General features: G+C 49.9%; 16 protein-coding genes. All 16 read right to left on the bottom strand.

Features of this window, described 5'->3' with window-relative positions:
- Window positions 1-76: 76 nt before the first annotated feature.
- The gene (gene cysK, locus DCC85_RS00320; protein ID WP_108463782.1) at window positions 77-1015 is read right to left on the bottom strand and encodes a cysteine synthase A; all 939 of its coding nucleotides are present in this window, start codon (window positions 1013-1015) and stop codon (window positions 77-79) included.
- Window positions 1016-1276: 261 nt separating this feature from the next.
- Complete coding sequence (hslO, locus tag DCC85_RS00315; RefSeq protein WP_108463781.1) at window positions 1277-2158, bottom strand: Hsp33 family molecular chaperone HslO; 882 nt, start codon at window positions 2156-2158, stop codon at window positions 1277-1279.
- Window positions 2159-2253: 95 nt separating this feature from the next.
- A complete protein-coding gene (locus DCC85_RS00310; RefSeq protein WP_108463780.1) occupies window positions 2254-3021 on the bottom strand; it encodes a type III pantothenate kinase in 768 nt (255 codons plus the stop codon).
- Window positions 3022-3025: 4 nt separating this feature from the next.
- A complete protein-coding gene (gene nadC, locus DCC85_RS00305; protein ID WP_108463779.1) occupies window positions 3026-3892 on the bottom strand; it encodes a carboxylating nicotinate-nucleotide diphosphorylase in 867 nt (288 codons plus the stop codon).
- Window positions 3889-5502 carry an L-aspartate oxidase gene (gene nadB / locus DCC85_RS00300; RefSeq protein ID WP_108463778.1) on the bottom strand — a complete coding sequence of 538 codons (1614 nt, stop codon included), beginning with the start codon at window positions 5500-5502 and terminating at the stop codon, window positions 3889-3891. The genes nadC and nadB overlap by 4 nt, the downstream gene beginning before the upstream one ends.
- 35 nt (window positions 5503-5537) lie before the next feature.
- Window positions 5538-6476 carry a quinolinate synthase NadA gene (gene nadA, locus DCC85_RS00295; RefSeq protein ID WP_108463777.1) on the bottom strand — a complete coding sequence of 313 codons (939 nt, stop codon included), beginning with the start codon at window positions 6474-6476 and terminating at the stop codon, window positions 5538-5540.
- A 288-nt stretch (window positions 6477-6764) separates the two neighbouring features.
- Window positions 6765-8891 (bottom strand): ATP-dependent zinc metalloprotease FtsH, encoded by a 2127-nt coding sequence (gene ftsH / locus DCC85_RS00290; RefSeq protein WP_108463776.1) that lies wholly within the window; start codon window positions 8889-8891, stop codon window positions 6765-6767.
- Between the two features lie 100 nt (window positions 8892-8991).
- A complete protein-coding gene (hpt, locus tag DCC85_RS00285) occupies window positions 8992-9531 on the bottom strand; it encodes a hypoxanthine phosphoribosyltransferase (RefSeq protein WP_108463775.1) in 540 nt (179 codons plus the stop codon).
- Between the two features lie 14 nt (window positions 9532-9545).
- Window positions 9546-11033, bottom strand: a complete 1488-nt coding sequence (tilS, locus tag DCC85_RS00280) for a tRNA lysidine(34) synthetase TilS (protein WP_108463774.1) — start codon at window positions 11031-11033, stop codon at window positions 9546-9548.
- Between the two features lie 41 nt (window positions 11034-11074).
- Complete coding sequence (locus tag DCC85_RS00275) at window positions 11075-12010, bottom strand: serine/threonine protein kinase (RefSeq protein WP_234414435.1); 936 nt, start codon at window positions 12008-12010, stop codon at window positions 11075-11077.
- Window positions 11994-12734 carry a vWA domain-containing protein gene (locus DCC85_RS00270; protein ID WP_108463772.1) on the bottom strand — a complete coding sequence of 247 codons (741 nt, stop codon included), beginning with the start codon at window positions 12732-12734 and terminating at the stop codon, window positions 11994-11996. Before DCC85_RS00270 ends, DCC85_RS00275 begins: the two co-directional genes overlap by 17 nt.
- 214 nt (window positions 12735-12948) lie before the next feature.
- Window positions 12949-15450 carry a stage II sporulation protein E gene (gene spoIIE, locus DCC85_RS00265; RefSeq protein WP_108463771.1) on the bottom strand — a complete coding sequence of 834 codons (2502 nt, stop codon included), beginning with the start codon at window positions 15448-15450 and terminating at the stop codon, window positions 12949-12951.
- 400 nt (window positions 15451-15850) lie between these two features.
- The gene (locus DCC85_RS00260; protein WP_108467643.1) at window positions 15851-16330 is read right to left on the bottom strand and encodes a S1 domain-containing RNA-binding protein; all 480 of its coding nucleotides are present in this window, start codon (window positions 16328-16330) and stop codon (window positions 15851-15853) included.
- Window positions 16331-16497: 167 nt separating this feature from the next.
- Window positions 16498-16836 carry an FtsB family cell division protein gene (locus DCC85_RS00255; protein WP_108463770.1) on the bottom strand — a complete coding sequence of 113 codons (339 nt, stop codon included), beginning with the start codon at window positions 16834-16836 and terminating at the stop codon, window positions 16498-16500.
- A 23-nt stretch (window positions 16837-16859) separates the two neighbouring features.
- Window positions 16860-17426, bottom strand: a complete 567-nt coding sequence (gene yabQ / locus DCC85_RS00250; RefSeq protein ID WP_108463769.1) for a spore cortex biosynthesis protein YabQ — start codon at window positions 17424-17426, stop codon at window positions 16860-16862.
- Window positions 17423-17704 carry a sporulation protein YabP gene (yabP, locus tag DCC85_RS00245; protein WP_108463768.1) on the bottom strand — a complete coding sequence of 94 codons (282 nt, stop codon included), beginning with the start codon at window positions 17702-17704 and terminating at the stop codon, window positions 17423-17425. Before yabP ends, yabQ begins: the two co-directional genes overlap by 4 nt.
- Between the last annotated feature and the right edge of the window lie 115 nt (window positions 17705-17819).

Below are 17819 nucleotides of genomic sequence, written 5' to 3'. Positions count from 1 at the left end.
AAGCTGGTTCACTTAGAAAAAAGCCCCACGCTATTCCTTACGGATTAACGCGGAGCTCAAATTCAATAAAAATAGATTAAGCTTCAAAGTTATAAAGCGGCGTACTCAAATAACGTTCCCCGTTACTTGGAATAATTGCAACTACCCGCTTACCCTTGCCCAATTCCTTCGCTACCTTAAGAGCAGCAAACACAGCTGCTCCTGAAGAAATACCGGAGAGAATTCCTTCTTCCTTCGCTACCAGACGGGCCTGTTCGAAGGCTTCCTCATTCTCTACATGGATGATCTCATCATAAATTTCACGATTCAGGATCTCTGGAACAAAGTTTGCGCCCAGGCCTTGGATCTTATGCGGTCCAGGCTTGCCGCCAGCTAAGATAGGTGATGCCGCAGGCTCAACCGCATAAATCTTAATCTCTGGAAAACGGTCCTTAAGCACTTCTCCTGCACCGGAGATGGTGCCGCCGGTACCAATGCCCGCTACGAAGGCATCCAATTTGCCGTCAAGAGACTCGATGGCCTCCACTATCTCAGGACCGGTTGTCTCCCGGTGAATCTTCACATTGGCTTCGTTCTTGAATTGATCGGCCAGGAAGTAGTCCGGATTTGCAGCCAAAATCTCCTCTGCCTTCTTAACAGCGCCGTTCATCCCTTCGGAGCCTGGAGTCAGAACAAGCTCAGCCCCATAGGCACGAAGCAGGTTGCGGCGTTCAATACTCATGGTTTCAGGCATAACGATAATTGCCTTATACCCTTTAGCCGCGGCAACAAGCGCAAGGCCGATTCCCGTATTCCCGCTGGTCGCTTCTACGATCGTTCCGCCTGGCTTAAGGCTTCCGGCCTTCTCCGCTTCCTCCACAATGCTGTATGCAATCCGGTCCTTAACACTGGAGCCCGGGTTCTGGTATTCCAGCTTCACGTAAATCTCTGCACTATCTTCCGGAACGACCCGGTTCAAGCGAACCAGCGGTGTGCCGCCAATCAGTTCGATTACATTATCTACAACTTTGGCCATTGTAAGTCCTCCTTAAAAATATAAAGATCTTGCTAATGAATCACAAAGGCTTGCGGTTTATCTAAGCTGTCAATGGTCAATCCATCGTACATACCTTAGTTAATCTATTATTTCCGAGTGAATAAGTAGGTATTTATTACTATTATATTAACAATCCCTGGTCTGCCTTGTCAACCTGAGGTGTAAAAAATCCCCTGTCTTCGCCCGTTATGATTATAACTCATAACAAGACAAGGGCAGGGGAGACACACAACTTGCATTTTATTTGGCTTGTTCCAACAATTCTCTCAGCTCAGCTCGTGTAAATGTATATGCCTCTCGGCAGAAGTCACATACAACCTCTGTCGTCTCATCTTCCTCAATCAGCTGCTCCAGCTCTTGCTCGCCAAGACTAATCAGCGTCTTCTCCACGCGTTCGCGAGAACAACTGCAGGCAAAGTTAATGTCCATTTCCTCCATGACCTTCACATCAGGCAGCAGCCAGCGCAGCATTTCTTCCAGGTCCATGCCTTGATCGAGCAGTGAAGTTACAGGCGGCAATGTACTCACAGCCTGTTCAATTGCCGTAATCTCATCATCACTCAGGCCCGGAAGGAGCTGAATAATAAATCCGCCAGCCACAATGACCTCATTGTCTACACCAACCAATACACCCAAGCCTACGGCAGAAGGCGTCTGCTCAGATACCGCAAAGTAGTAAGTGAAATCCTCGCCAAGCTCCCCGGAAATGATAGGTACGCTTCCGCGATAAGGCTCTTTCAGACCAAGGTCCTTCGTCACATGGATGAACCCGGTAGTTCCGACCGCGCCCGCTACATCCAGCTTACCCAGACTGTTGCTTGGAAGATGAACATGTGGATTCGTGACGTAACCACGAACCTCCCCTTGAGCATTCGCATCTGCCATGATCGTGCCAACAGGCCCGTCCCCTTTGATCTGAACGGTTAGCTTCTCTTTGCCCTTCAGCATAGCGCCCATCATGGCAGCCGCCGTTACTGTGCGTCCCAGCACCGCAGTAGTCGTAGGATACGTATCATGTCTAACACGCAGCTCCTCAACAAGTGCTGTGGTACGAACCGCGAAGGCACGCACCTTTCCATCCATTGCCGTTCCCCGGATTAACCGGTCTTTTTGTTGTTCCATGGGTACATGCCTCCTTTTAGCGTTGGCTCTATTATGGCCACTGCTATAATTAAGTTATTGTATCTGTCCTCTATCCTTCTTACAGGCTTTAACCCTTAAGCATTCCGCTGGTAAATCAGTCTCAGTCCTTCTAGCGTCAGCATAGGATCCACCTCATCAATTGTCCCTGCCTCACTGGCAATCAGCTCAGCCAAACCGCCGGTGGCAATCACTCTTGGCTTTGCGTTCATTTCCCCGGCAATGCGGCTAACAATACCATCAACCTGACCTGCATAGCCGAAAATGATGCCAGCCTGCATCGCATGAATGGTGTTGCGTCCGATGACCTTCTTCGGCTTCTCCAATTCAATACGCGGAAGCTTAGAAGCACGCTGGTACAAAGCTTCCGTCGATATGCCGATTCCCGGCACAATAGCTCCGCCCAAGTAATTTCCCTTCTCATCAATGCAGTCAAAAGTCGTTGCTGTTCCAAAGTCCACAACAACAAGCGGCTCACCGCCGTAGGCTTCAACGGCAGCTACTGCATTCACAATACGATCGGCTCCTACTTCACGGGGATTCTCATACCGCAGGTTAAGGCCGGTCTTGATTCCAGGGCCAACCACCAACGGCTTCTTTTTCAAATAAGTTACACACATCTGCTCCAGCACATACATCAGTGGAGGCACCACCGAAGAGATAATTACGCCTTCAATATCTCCTACAGCAATATGAGACATCTGAAACAGATTGTGAATCATTATACCATATTCATCAACTGTAGCTTGACGGTTTGTGCTTAGACGGAAATGATGCAAAAGCTCCTTATTCTCATAGATCCCAAGTACAATATTCGTGTTGCCTACATCCACTACAAGAATCATACCGTTACCCCTCTTTCTTACCGTTTAAATCTAGGCTAATATCCAGGCTGTTGAAGGAGTACGTTAATCTTCCCACCGAAATGATATCGACCCCGCTCTGAGCAATCCCTCTAACGGTTGTCAAAGAGACATTACCTGAAGCCTCTACACGCACATGCGGTGCTTTGGCCTTAATTCGCTTTACAGCCTCTTCCATACTGGCCGGGGTCATATTATCAAGCATGATAATATCAGCTCCGGCTGACAAGGCCTCTTCTACCTGCTCTAAGTTCTCCGTCTCTACCTCAATCGTCATTGTATGCGGAATCTGAGCCCGGGCCCGCTGGACTGCGGCAGAGATGCCTCCGGCCCCTTTAATATGATTGTCCTTGATCATAACGGCATCATATAGGCCAAACCGATGGTTGGCGCCACCGCCGACTCTTACTGCGTATTTCTCCAGCATCCGATGACCCGGTGTGGTTTTGCGGGTGTCCACAAGCCGGGTAGATAGCCCGTCCAGTTCATTTACAAACTGCCGCGTCCTTGTCGCAATTCCGGATAACCGCTGCATGAGATTCAGGGCGAGACGCTCCCCAGTCAAGATGCTGTGCGTGCTTCCCTCCACCTCTGCAAGTACAGTTCCCTTTACAAGAGAGTCTCCGTCCTGTACATAAGCCTTGAACACTAAGGTAGGATCTACAATTTCAAATACAAGCCGTGCTACCGGGATACCGGCGGCAATGCCGCTTTCTTTGGCATGAATAATCCCCTTGGACTCATGGCCTGCAGGAATCGTCACCTGGGTGGTGACATCTCCGGAACCTACATCCTCCTTAAGCCATTCGTGGATCGAATCGGCCAGACCTTCATTATATCCATTAAATATCATTGATTGATTTCCTCCAGCATTCCTTTTTCCCTCTGGCACAGCATATGTCTAGCTGAACGCCGCTCATCATCCGCAGCTAGATCATCTTCACGATAATGTCCGCCCCTGCTTTCCGGCCGCGCCAGTGCAGACTCCGCAATGAGCAAGGAAGCAGTCAGCATATTAGCAAATTCGAGCTGTTCCATCGTTTCAAGTTTTGCCTTGTATATAGACATCTCCTGTTTGAGGTCTTCTATCCCTTGTTTTAATAGAACTGCGTTCCGGCGCAGGCCGACTTTACGCACCATGGTCTTCTGCAGCTTCAGTCTTCGCTCAGCCAGATCAACAGGAGGTTTGTCCGTTCTGCCCAAGCTGCTCATTTTCACATGCCCACTACAGCTTAACGGTTGAAGCTGGCCCACACGCTCCACAATCCGGCGTCCGAATACAAGCGCCTCCAGCAAGGAGTTACTGGCCAGGCGGTTCGCTCCATGCACACCGGTGGAGGACACTTCCCCACAGGCGAACAACCTGTGAATGTTTGTCTCCCCGTGAAGATCTGTGCGGACGCCTCCCATCATATAATGCGCAGCCGGAGCTACAGGAATCCAGTCCGTGGTCATATCCAGCCCATAGCTCAGACAGGTCTCATAAATGGTCGGGAACCGGCGCCGGATCAAATCCGGCTTCTCATGCGTGATATCCAGGTATGCGAAAGAGCTTCGTAATGTCTCCATCTCAGATACAATGGCTCTCGCTACAATATCTCGCGGGGCGAGCTCAAGCTGTGGGTGATACTTCGGCATAAATCGATCGCCCAAGCTGTTCCTAAGCACAGCACCTTCCCCACGTACCGCCTCGGAAATAAGAAATCGCGGAGCTCCGGCATAACATAGGGCAGTCGGGTGAAACTGCACAAATTCCAGGTCGCGAAGCACCGCTCCAGCTCGATAAGCCATTGCTAGTCCATCGGCCGTAGCTACTTCGGGATTAGTGGTGTATCTATAGAGCTGGCCTCCGCCTCCAGTGCACAAGACCGTCGCATTCCCGCGCAAAAATACTCTGCTTCCCTCAGGTGTTTGAACCAGTGCACCTAAGCATTCTTCCTGCTCGGTAATCAGATCAATCACAAAGTGATGCTCCCAGATCTCTATATGGGGGTGTGCCTTTACCTGCTCCGCCAAGGCACGCACAATTTCATAACCAGTTGCATCCCCATGGGCATGCAAAATCCGCCGATGACTGTGCGCCCCCTCTTGAGTTAAGGCGAGATGCCCGTTCTCCTGGTCGAAGACGGTTCCCAGCTCCATCAACTCCCGTACTACCGCAGGACCCTCATGCACCAGGACATGTACCGCTTTCGAATCACAGAGTCCGGCTCCCGCAATCAGTGTATCCCTATGATGCTCTTCAGGTGAGTCGTCCTCTGACATTACCGCTGCAATTCCACCTTGGGCATATCTTGTATTGCTTTCCAGCAGTCTTTGCTTCGCGATCAGCACGACCCGCTGATTCTTAGCAGCCTGAATGGCTGCGAACAAACCAGCAATTCCAGAACCGATTACGATGACCTCTGTATCCCGAATCGGCATTTCACTCAGATCAAAATCAACCAAATATTGAGGTATCATATTCTCACCCATCTTAAGACAGAGAGTAGCGCATGCTACTTCACTTGTAACATGCGCTCTAGGGATAATCTGGCCTTGGCGGCGACATTCTCGGGCACATAAATCGACGGCTGCATCGTTTCCAGGCACTTGACCAGCTTCTTCAAGTTGTTAACCTTCATGTTCGGACATACGAGAAATTTCGTGGCAAAATGAAAGGCCTTATCCGGACTGTCCTTGCGAAGTTGATATCCTGTACCGTCTTCCGTCCCTACAATAAACTCCTGACAACTTGAATTTTTGCAGTAATCCAGAATTGCTGTAGTACTGCCTACGAAATCCCCCATAGCTACAACCTCCGGCCGACATTCCGGGTGTACTACGAACTCTGCTCCAGGATACTTGGCCTTCATCTCCACGACATCCTTGACCTTCAGCATATCATGGGTGTTGCAATATCCTTCCCAGATGATCAGCTTCTTGTCTGTATGCTGCTGCACATAGTGGCCGAGGTTCTTATCCGGCACCCAGATGATCTCTTCCGCATCCAGTGATTGAATGACCTTGACCGCATTGGATGAAGTACAGCAAATATCCGTCTCTGCTTTAATCTCGGCAGAAGAATTTATATATGTAACAACCTTGGCATTAGGGTGCTGCGCCTTCAGTTTGCGAAGGCCATCCACATTGACCATATCCGCCATGGGGCAGCCTGCCCGCTCATCGGGAATCAGAACGGTTTTGTCAGGTGCTAAGATTTTGGCGCTCTCTCCCATGAAGTGAACACCGCAGAACACAATAACCTCCGCATCAGTTGCTGCAGCCTTCTGGGCAAGCAAAAAGGAATCCCCGCGAAAATCGGCGACTTCCTGAATTTCATCACGCTGATAATAATGAGCCAGAATAATTGCATTACGTTCCTTCTTCAGTTGAACAAGCCTTTCCTGCAGCTCGCGATTTTGCGCGGCCCTGCGCTCCAAAGCTAATGCCTCCACCACTGTTCCTCCTATATTGCTGCACCTTATTTCACAAATGCAACGCTATGATGTCACGGGCATTCCTGCTAGTTCCCCGTACCTTGAATGAAGTTCCATTGTTTAACACCTAATTTACACAACAACCTGTTCGACTGTCAATCAGCGAGTCATGGGTTTGCTCGCAGAAATGCTGCTCTTTTCAGAGCCATACCGGTCCACAGCAGAGCGGATGATAAAAAAGACCGGTAAGCCCTATCCGGGCCTCCGGTCTTTCAAAAGTCTGAACGAATCAGGCATGCTTCCCGGTTACACCGGACGATTGCCTCCATCGTTGCTACCATTGTTATTGTTGTTGTTACCTTCGCCACCTTCAGGGGCATCTGGAATGTCTCGAACGGTTCCTTCTGGTGTATCCACAGGTACGTCACGGGTAATATCATTACCGCTTCCGCCCGGTACATCGTTAGGAATATCGCCTTCCGGCGGATTAGGTACCGTCTCATCCTTACCTTGAATCCGTACGCGCACATCCCCGATATTGTCTACAATAGGAGTGCCGGATTCAGGATCGTTGCCAGACTCGCTGTCACCTTCGGTATCCTTGGAAATATGACCGTTCTCAATCAATTGCTTGATTTGATCCAATTCCAAAGTCTCAAGCTCGAGCAAGGTTTCTGCAATCAGATGCACTTCCTTAGAATGCTCTGTCAGCAGCTGACGGCAGCGTTCATAACATTCCGTGATAAAGCGCTGCATCTCTTGGTCGATCTCATAAGCAATCTGATCACTATAATTCTGCTCATGTCCGATATCACGGCCCAGGAACACTTGGCCTTGCGATGTTCCGAACTGCATTGGACCGAGCTTCTCACTCATACCGTATTCTACGATCATGCTGCGCACAATGCCCGTAGCTTGTTGGAAGTCACTGTAAGCGCCTGTGCCAATTTCACCGATAAAGAGTTCTTCGGCTACACGTCCGCCAAGAAGGCCGGTTACTTTGTCCAGCAGCTCCTGCTTAGTTACCAGCATGCGGTCTTCCTTAGGAAGCATGATTACATATCCGCCTGCACGACCGCGCGGAATAATTGTAACCTTGTGCACCATATCCGCATGCTCCAAGAAGTAACCGACAATCGTGTGTCCCGCTTCGTGGAAGGCCACAATCCGCTTCTCGCGGTCGCTGATGACACGGCTGCGCTTCTCTGTACCGACAATTACGCGGTCGATCGCTTCATCCACCTCAGTCATCGAGATATCTCTGCGATTCCGGCGGGCTGCCAGAAGCGCTGCTTCATTAAGCAGGTTCTCCAGGTCTGCGCCTGTAAAGCCTGTGGTCCGCTTCGCAATGACATCCAGCTTCACATCTTTGGTCAAAGGCTTATTGCGAGCATGTACCTTCAGAACAGCTTCACGGCCTTTCACATCAGGACGGTCAACGGTAATTTGACGGTCAAATCGTCCCGGACGAAGCAAGGCCGGGTCAAGGATATCAGGACGGTTCGTTGCAGCAACGATGATAATCCCTTCATTTGCTCCAAAGCCGTCCATTTCCACGAGCAACTGGTTCAGCGTTTGCTCGCGCTCATCATGTCCGCCGCCGAGTCCAGCACCACGCTGACGGCCAACGGCATCAATTTCGTCAATGAAAATAATACATGGAGCGTTCTTCTTGGCATTTTCAAACAGGTCACGTACACGGGATGCACCTACACCAACGAACATTTCCACAAAGTCGGAACCGGAAATGCTGAAGAACGGCACGCCAGCCTCACCGGCTACTGCACGAGCCAGAAGGGTCTTACCTGTACCCGGAGGTCCCACAAGCAGCACGCCCTTAGGAATACGCGCACCCACAGCTGAGAACTTGCGAGGGTCCTTGAGGAATTCTACAACCTCTACCAGTTCCTGCTTCTCCTCATCCGCTCCAGCTACATCTTCAAACGTAACCTTCTTCTTCTCTTCATTATAGAGGCGAGCACGGCTCTTGCCAAAGTTCATGACCTTGCCGCCGCCGCCCTGCGCTTGATTAAACAAGAAGAAGAACAGAATGAACATGATAGCAAGCGGAACTATAGAAGTCAGGAAGGTCAGCCAAATGCTTTCGCCCTGCATCGGTTTCACGGACAGCTGCACTTTGTTCTGCTCACTCTTGCCGATCAACTCGCCTACAGCCTGTGAATCATAAGGAATGTAAGTCGCGAAATTCGTCTTGTTATCGACTTTATCCTTGTATTTACCGGTCACACGGTACGTGTATCCGTCAAATTGAATAGTCATTTCCCCGATATTGTCGCTCTGCAATTGTTGCCGCAGCTGATCATACCTAGGGGTGTCGGCCGACTCATTTCCACTGCTGAGGAATTGGACGATGCCCACCACGACTAAGAAAAGTATTAAATAAAAACCAGAATTCCGGATGAACCGATTCATCCCCTACCTCCTCTCGAGACACTTTAGTTATTTTACCATAGCCCAACCAGCGATCTCAACTTGAGGCGGGCCCTGTCGGGGACTGCCTTAAGTCACCGCCTTAGGTAGTGTAAATCTCCGGTTTTAGCACTCCGATATACGGGAGGTTGCGGTATTTCTCGGCATAATCCAGACCATAGCCGACAATAAAGGCATCCTGCATCACAAAGCCAGTGTAATCCGGCTTGAGATCCACTGTACGGCGCACCGGCTTATCGAACAGCGTGACCACTTTAATGGTCTTCGCATTGCGGCGCTCAAGAACGTCGATCAAGTAGCTCAAGGTCAGACCGCTGTCGATAATGTCTTCGACAATGAGTACATCGCGCCCTTCTACAGAAGTGTCCAAATCCTTAATAATCTTCACAACTCCTGAGGATTGAGTTGAGGCACCGTAACTGGATACAGCCATAAAATCAAGCTCGATCGGAACGGTAATCTCCTTTACGAGATCGGCCATAAATATAAAGGCACCTTTAAGAATGCAAATAACGAGCGGATTACGGCCTTCGTACTCCTTGCTCAAAGCAGCCCCTAGCTCGGCCACCTTCTCTTGAATCTGTTCCCGGCTGATAAGCACTTCTTGAATATCGTTCTGCAACTTTCGCGAACCTCCTAAGTTATACTATGAAAGCCTGATCCCACCGATAACCCGGCTGCCTCTCCTTCCTCCTCATTCCATTTAACAGAAATGACAGCAGAAGACCCCGGTCCAACAAGCGCATGACTTGAGCGCCGAATTCCAGGAATCCATAGGATGCGGCCTGCGGCATCCGTGACAAGAGGACAGCGAGAACGGAGCGAAGGAGGTATTTTCTCATCAATGAAAATATCTTTAACCTTTTTGCTTCCGTTTAATCCCATGATTCTCATCGCGTCACCCGGCTGGCGGGAGCGTACGGTAAGCGGAAAAATCAGCTCGTCCGCATCAAACAAGGCTTCGTGTTGATTATGCGGCATCAAGGATACAGCATGATTAAACTCTGTCTGCCTTGTAACCTCAAGCACCTTCCCCGTTCCAGGGATGGCTACCTTGGCGGGAAGAGTCTCCAGACAGAATTGAAACGGCTTACCCTCTTCCTCCTGAGGAAGAAAAACCAATTGATGGTACTCCCGGCGGCATAATGATCCACCGCCCAGATCTAGCCTCCAGGTTGTGGGCTGCTCCTGTTGAGCTCTTAACCGCAATGCTTCAATCTTAGTAAAATCCGATTCTTCCTTATTTAAAGGCAGATAAGTTAATATTAGTTTAATCAACCTCCGTTGTAAAGCGACATGTAGCTGAACAAACGGCTTTATGTCAAGCACGATTCCCCCATCAGACCGGGTGAATGCAAGACGCTTGAAGGCATCCTCTGCAGCTAGCTGCATATAGTCGTCTTCATCTCCCGCGACCACGGACAGACGGTTCAAGGATTCCGTCAGTTGCCCATTATATTGCCCCAAAAAGGGCAAAACATCCAAGCGAATCGAGTTCCTCACATATTTGTTCGTTAAATTGCTGCTGTCCGTTATATAAGTAAAACCGGATTCATGGCAAATACGAATCAAGTCCGTCTTGTATATACGAAGGAAGGGACGAACAAGTTCCACATTTTTCTCTCTACGTTTGAGCTTCATTCCTGCAAGCCCGGTAAGGCCGCTTCCACGCAGCAACCGCAGCAGCACAGTTTCAGCCTGGTCATCTCCATGATGCGCCAACGCAATGCTGTGAGCCCCGTACAGGTCTGCCACCTGATGAAGAAATGTATAGCGCATTTCGCGAGCGGCTTCCTGTCCACCCATTCCGGTCTGCTTCATATAGGCTGGCACGTCAACTTCTGCGAGCTCAAAAGGCCAGGAGAGCTGAGCAGCCAGCTCGCGCACAAATTCCGCTTCTTCGCGAGACTCCTCGGGACGGAACCCGTGATTCACATGAGCCACAATCAGCTGTAATGGACAATCTTCACTTAATGCAATTTGATGAAGAACGTGCAAAAGGGCCACAGAATCCGGTCCCCCCGATACTGCGACCACCACGGTATCTTCGGGAGACCACATCTTTGCTGCTTCTGCCGTTCTGCGCACATGTGCTACCAGACGATCAAAATTAAGCTGATCCATGTGCTAAACCCTCTTTTCTTTTACAAAATACCTCTTACTACTTAAAGTAGGTACCGGATATGCCAATAAAGAGCGCATCCCAGCAGGACCAGCGACAGGATGAAGGCCCTAGAAAGCCACCTCGGCGTAGCAAGGGTTTTACGGACGGAAGGCTTTCGGATGGTTTGCTCCCACCGCAAGCAGGCCTCCGTCGTAGTGCTGAATTTGCCCGTTAACCCTGACTTAAGCCATCCTGCATAAGGCGCCAGACGCGGCACCTTGTCCACGATAGCCAGCAAATCCTGCACACTCCGTACCTGGGGCAATCCTCTTGCTGCTGCTTTAAGCTCAGAACCAGCCAACAGGTGAATGCAGACTACGGAGAAGGCGAACCAATCATAGGCCTCGTCCGCCGAGCGGCTGCCCGCGTTCCAGAAGCCCCGATCATACCATTCGGTAAATTGCTTCACACTCCGGCCGATCAAGCTAACGCCGCCATAGTCAATTAATTCTGCTTCACCATATGGGGAGACCAGCACGTTCTCAGGCTTGAGATCGCCGAAGACCCAGCCGGATTCATGCAGCTTGCGCAGCTGACGAAGCAGGCTGAGGCCCGCAAGGCCTAACCAGTCAGCCCCCTTGCGGGCGACAAAAAAACTGAGCGGCTCGCCCTTGATATATCTCATCACATAGAATGGGATCTTCTGGTCCTTCATACGGTAATCGTCCACTTCCACCAAATAAGAGGAGGCAGACGGAATGCCGCGTCCATGACTCTGGAACTGGAGCGCTTTCAGCACATTAATTTCGGACTGAAGATCAATAGTGTCATACCCCATCTTAAGCGCATAAGACTCGGGGCGGCCTGGCGTCTGCACCAAATAAACCACCCCGTTAGCACCTTGGCCCAAGAGACGCTTCACCTTATATTTCCCACCTCGCCAGCGCCCTGTGATCAGGGTTCCTGGCTCCAAAACAAAATCAGTGGACGTATTCACCGAGAATTCCTTCCCCGTCATCGGCTTCACCCAAACCCGTAAGATATCCATTAAGTGTACCATAACGGAAGAAATCAATCACTCTTAACATCGCAGGGCCGGTCGGTGTTGCTCCGCGCATCACAAGACGATTGAACATAGAGCGTGCACTCCCAAGCTCGGAAGTCCAGTCGATGTCAAGCACCACCTCTTCACCACTATGCCTTCCGGGAAAATGGAATACAGCCAGCTGGCTCTCTCCTCTACGGGCACCAAGGCTAAGCATAAGATCGCGAATCGCTTCTTCCACAGCAGCCAGCTTAGGCTTCATGCTGGCACTGGTGTCAATAAGCAGGGCTACTTGAAGGGGGGACATCTCCGTCAGCTCATCCATAACCTCTACCACCTGTGACCGTTTATCCGGAGGCAGGGCATCCACAGACTCCGCTCCCAAAATTTGTTTCAACTCCTTATTAACCGCCTGCTGAATTGTCTGAACCACGGTTTTGCGGGTGACCATCTGGATCGTGCGGGCCAGCTGCTTAGTCTCCGCCAAGCGACTCATGCCGCCGCCTGCCTTGGCAATTTCAGCAATTTCCAGAGCCCCCAACTCACCAATTGTGCCGTAATCAATAACACCCACCACATTGACTATAATCCCCTCCTGCTTGGCACGGGCTGCCGCCATAACCGGACTCTCCCCCACATTCGAACATCCGTCTGTAATAAGAAGAATTTGCTTCATCCCTAACTTCCTCCGTTTCGCTATCGCCCTTAAAACGTGCGGTAGCCTCGTTTTGGCTTAACTACTTGTCTCTAGTATTTCCACCAAAACTACCATTCAAACTCGGAAGGAATGATAAAAAAGAGAAACGGCTCCACGGCAGACTGCTGCCAAAGAGGCCGTCCCTTCTAGCTTCATTCTATTGCATGCAAGTAGACTCCAATCAAGTCAGCCTCTAACTCACCGTTCGAGGTCTCTCCATTCGCTGAACACCAGGAACATGCAATGTGGACCACTCTGGAAGATGATGCTCCACTTTCGCGACCACTACGGTCATATCATCATGAATTTGGTCCTTCTGATAGCGGATCACGGACTCAAGCAGGTTATCGGCTATTGCTTGAGGATCGTCGCTGGTCATCTCCAGAATCATCCGCTTCATCCACAGCTCTTTATTCACTGCATACCCGGGAGCATCGTAGATGCCATCGGTCATCATAATTAGGGTATCCCCGGGCTGAAGCTGAAGAGTAATCAAGTCCACCTCAATATCCTGGATAATCCCCACAGGAAGATTGCTGGCCGACACTTGGATTACCTCATCTCCGCGCTTGATAAAGCTGGGGGAGGAGCCGATTTTTAAAAACGTAGTTTTGGCCGAGTATTCATCAATAAGCGCCATATCCACTGTCGCATAAACCTCATCAGGAGAACGCAGCATAAGCACGGAATTCACGGACTTGATGGCAAGAGTCTCATCCATCCCCGACTGAAGAAGCTGCTCCAATATTCCAAGAGCTGTGCTGCTCTCAAGGCGAGCCCTTTCGCCGTTGCCCATCCCATCGCTGAGCGCCACAGCAACTTTGCCGTTGCCCAGCTCAACACTGCTGAATGTATCTCCAGACAGCAGATCACCTCCCTTAGCTGCACCTGCCACACCCGTAGTGATTTCATACGTCTTGGCAGAGCCAAAGGTGACCGTCTGCAAGCCCCCCGAAGCGTCCCTCATCGTCTCCGTCATCACGGCAATCTGTTCTCCCAGAATATCAGAGAGCAGCGGAGCGATCAGCTTCCGGCATTCATCAAAGCCGCGAGTATATGCATGGATAATCTCAATCTCCACGTGACCATGATCGAGACAGATAATATCTATACTATGAATAGATAGACCCATGTGCTGGAGTGCCTCACGAATTTGTTCCTCTTGATGGTACATAGCTTGTCCTTCTCTTTTTATTTCTTTGGCCAAGTCCTCCATGACCTGGGATACCCCGGATAGCTGGTCAGCCACCAGTTGCCTGCTGTCGTATATTTGACGCTTCCAGTGCATATCATGTTGGTAAAGCTCATATTCCCGTTTCATCACTTCGAGGACCTGATCCGTCTTGCAGCACAGCTTATTCCATTTCGGCGGAAACTCTGTTTTGTCCATTTCGGGGTTCTCTTCAATCGCCGTCATCATTTCGGTCATATATTTATAAGTTTGATAGAACTTGCCGTCCCAGCATTGGCCTCTTCGGTAACAGCTGGCACAGGCCCCCTCGGCAGCTGCATTCATGAAGTGATCAAGCTCTTCCCCGCGCCTTGCCACTTCTCCGGAAGAAGGCACCTGTATAAAGCTGCGAGAGAGCTGCTTGAACACCTGAGAGAACTGGGTAACCCGTTCTGCAGTAACATCCCGAATGCGCCTTGCATACTCATGCTGAGATCGGCTGTGATCCTGTGTTCCCGGAACATAGCGGGAGACGACGGCTATTATACTTTTAGGCGTAAGCAGGAACAGAACAACGGCTGCACAGGTCTCCCAAGTAGACTTCATAATATCACCTGGCCCGCTTAAATAAATCGATAATATAGAAGAGCCTAGAAGCATCCCGAAGCCTGCGGCCCATCTCTTGCCTTCCCGCAGCATTCCGGCGAGCATGCCTGAGAACGCAAGCAGACTCATCTGATAAATTGCAGACGTATTGGCCAGACTGAGAATAAGTCCCGTAACGACTCCAACCGATGCCCCTAGAGGGGCGCCCCCCACCAGAGCAAATACCAGAATAAGATAACGGGATAAAATATGCTCAACCGAAAGGCCATAAATTGCCCAGCCTACCGCACCAGTCATGACCGAAGCCAGCAGAATGATCAGACATAGTATCTCTTCATTCCTCAGCTGATAACTCTTTTTGCGGAACGCAAATAAAGGCAAGGCCTGAATAAACACCAGGGTAAGCACAAAGCTCAGTACAGCATCCATCGCCGCCATTAGCATAGAGTACCAGGTCAATGTAGGTTCAATGACTGCCGTGAACAGGTTTACGAGAAATGTTGAGGTAAAAACCATGAGGGGAGCATAGGATAGCTCGGATCGCTCAAAGGACTCCATTCCTTTTTTCATCAGCAGGATCATGGTCAGTTCGAATAATAAGGTCACAGCTTGAATCTGGGGTGCGAATAAAGACCCAAGCAGGATCGAGGCAAACACCGGAACAACCAAATCCCGCCGCATAAAGAGGATGACTGCAAAAAAGGCTGCAGCAAAAGGGCTAAGCTCATTCAGTATTGTAGCTTTCCCCAGCAAAAATCCTATTAGAGTCAGCAGGAGCCCCCATCGGTTGGCCGTAATATACTGAACTGCCTTCAGGGCTCCCAGCCGTTCCTTCAGTCCAGCTAACCACCCTTTACCGTCAGGCTCCTCCTTGCCTTTTTTTAATCCAGGAAATGCAATCACGTTCCGCTTGTCCATATTCGGGCACCACCATTCTCAAGTTTTAAGTAAGTCTCATTATAGGCGGGCCCTCATGGAAAGTTTGTCAGAAACCGGGGTACCTCTCAAAAAATCTTACGACAAATTGAGAGTATATCCAAAAAACACGCGAACTCGCGACTGCCATACGGAAAACGGCCTATACCCGTCCCTATGTTCCCCTCGTGGACAAGGAGCAGATAGAGCATCTCCCGCAGATGCATTAGCGATTTGCCCGGAGATAACTGGAAATCCGTAGGAACCTGTCGGCGGACGAGCTGACAACGACAAAAAAACCGTAGAGCGCAAAACCTGCGTCTACGGTTTGTTTATATATCATCATGGGTTCCATCATCAGGCTAGGCTGGCCTTGAGCAGCGGAGCTTCTGACTTTATGGACTTACATACGTTTGGCGCCGCGTCCTCCACGTTTACCTTCTGTGTTCTTCTTCAGCGACGAAATACGCTCTTCACTATCTTTCAGGAAGCGTGACACCTTATCTTCGAATGAAGCTTTATTAGCCGGAGGCTTGAATGAACGTCCACCCCGGTCGCGGTTATAACCACCGCCAGGACGATCTCCGTCTCTGCCGCCGCTTGGACGATCCGGTCTAGGCGCACGCGGAGGTCTAGATTCAGCAGGGCGATCTACCGCCTGCTTAATCGACAAACCAATCTTGCCATCCTTATCCACATTGATGACTTTAACTGTAACCACGTCGTTGATCTTCAAATGATCATTAACATCCTTGACATAGTTATCAGCGATTTCCGAGATGTGAACGAGACCCGTGACACCTCCAGACAGATCCACAAATGCTCCAAAATGCGTAATGCCTGTCACCTTGCCCTCTAACTTGGTGCCCACTTCAATTGCCATAAAATAAAATGATCCTCCCTTAAAAATATACAGCAAGATATAGAATTCCCGCTGCGGTGATTTGATTATACCGAATGACTCAGAACAGGTCAACCAGGCGAATCCCCTAGTGCTATCAGGGAAAATGAACAATTAGCCTGCTATCGTTCCGTTTACGGTTTGTATCGTTAGTTTCCGTCCGCTGCCTTGTGAATGGGTATCTCCCATGGCTGGTAGAGACCATATTTCTTGCGGGCAATCTGGCCAATGTACTCTGGATCCTTCAGACGGTTGATCTCATACTTCATTTGCTCCAAATTCTGTTCGGATATGGTCAGGTTCTGTTTAGTCTGCGCGAGCTGCAGGGACTTCTCATGAATATCGCCGGATTGAGCAATGAACATATAAATTGCCCATCCTATAAATATAATCACCACTGCAAGCCACAGCTTAAGCCGCCGTTTGGCGCCGGAATTGTCTTTGCTATTGCGGCTGTTCTGGCCTGATCTGGAAGCTGCTGCGCGCATGACATACACCTCCTACAAAGCATCTATTTCTTAAACAACCAGTGATAAAAGGCGGAGCCCTTCCTCTTCAGCCAGTGAAGCCCGTCCGGAATACGAAGCCGACGAACTAGTGGAGAAGTCGCCCATACGATCAGTCTCCAGACAGGCAAACCAAAGGTTCGAAGCAAGAACATCAGGATCACTCCCGAAAATCCAAGCAGGAGCCTTACAGCCTTCCAAGCCAGACGTAACGGGCCTACAATTAATATCTGGAATATCCGCACTAATGCAGCATAAATACGGTTAACTATCTTCATTAACATTACCACAAATCGCTCTGTTATAACACTTAAGAATAAAAAATAAATCCAGACCCCCAAAAATAACCCTAGGAACACATAGAAGCGCAATTCCCCTTGGTTACTATGATAGAGCATACGGAATACAAAGAGAGCTGCTCCCACCCAATAGACCAGATCAAACCCATGTATGCTCCAGCGGGGAAAATGCAGATGCCCGGATATGATCCGGTAGCTGTCGAATACAATACCGAGCATCCCGCCAGCCAACAGCATGTACAACAGGGTTAGCCCCTGTACCTCCAGATTCATCGCAGCAGCTTGCCGATAAGTCCCTTGCTTTTAGTTTGGGTGCCTGGATTTAGATAGGATAGCGCATGAACCGTCCCTTCAATAGCAACGAAGCCTTGCTCTAGATCCAAATTTTTAATATGCAGATTCTGGCCTCGAATAACTAGACGGCCTAACTCGGTTTGGAGCTGGAATTCCTCACTGTCGAAGCTCTCCACATTATTAACGCCGGAAATCTCAAGCAGCTTGCGGCTATACAGCTTAATCTCCTGCGGCTTCCCTCTTCCTTGATCGTTCATGGCATGTACCCCTCCTTCTACTGATATAAGCTTATGGGAGGTGGAAGAGCTTTAGAACGGTAGAAGATGCAAGAAGGATAAATAAAATACGATCCAAACGAAGCAGTCGCTGCTT

Origin of the sequence: Paenibacillus sp. CAA11 (assembly GCF_003060825.1) — a bacterium.
Taxonomy (GTDB): domain Bacteria; phylum Bacillota; class Bacilli; order Paenibacillales; family Paenibacillaceae; genus Fontibacillus.
Note: the sequence above shows the minus strand (reverse complement) of the source record. Positions and strands in the feature narration are given on the sequence as shown.

Coding starts and splice junctions, on each gene's coding strand:
- cysK (WP_108463782.1), bottom strand. CDS start 1,015: ATGGCCAAAGTTGTAGATAATGTAATCGAACTGATTGGCGGCACACCG.
- hslO (WP_108463781.1), bottom strand. CDS start 2,158: ATGGAACAACAAAAAGACCGGTTAATCCGGGGAACGGCAATGGATGGA.
- DCC85_RS00310 (WP_108463780.1), bottom strand. CDS start 3,021: ATGATTCTTGTAGTGGATGTAGGCAACACGAATATTGTACTTGGGATC.
- nadC (WP_108463779.1), bottom strand. CDS start 3,892: ATGATATTTAATGGATATAATGAAGGTCTGGCCGATTCGATCCACGAA.
- nadB (WP_108463778.1), bottom strand. CDS start 5,502: ATGATACCTCAATATTTGGTTGATTTTGATCTGAGTGAAATGCCGATT.
- ftsH (WP_108463776.1), bottom strand. CDS start 8,891: ATGAATCGGTTCATCCGGAATTCTGGTTTTTATTTAATACTTTTCTTA.
- tilS (WP_108463774.1), bottom strand. CDS start 11,033: ATGGATCAGCTTAATTTTGATCGTCTGGTAGCACATGTGCGCAGAACG.
- DCC85_RS00270 (WP_108463772.1), bottom strand. CDS start 12,734: ATGAAGCAAATTCTTCTTATTACAGACGGATGTTCGAATGTGGGGGAG.
- spoIIE (WP_108463771.1), bottom strand. CDS start 15,450: ATGGACAAGCGGAACGTGATTGCATTTCCTGGATTAAAAAAAGGCAAG.
- DCC85_RS00260 (WP_108467643.1), bottom strand. CDS start 16,330: ATGGCAATTGAAGTGGGCACCAAGTTAGAGGGCAAGGTGACAGGCATT.
- DCC85_RS00255 (WP_108463770.1), bottom strand. CDS start 16,836: ATGCGCGCAGCAGCTTCCAGATCAGGCCAGAACAGCCGCAATAGCAAA.
- yabQ (WP_108463769.1), bottom strand. CDS start 17,426: ATGAATCTGGAGGTACAGGGGCTAACCCTGTTGTACATGCTGTTGGCT.
- yabP (WP_108463768.1), bottom strand. CDS start 17,704: ATGAACGATCAAGGAAGAGGGAAGCCGCAGGAGATTAAGCTGTATAGC.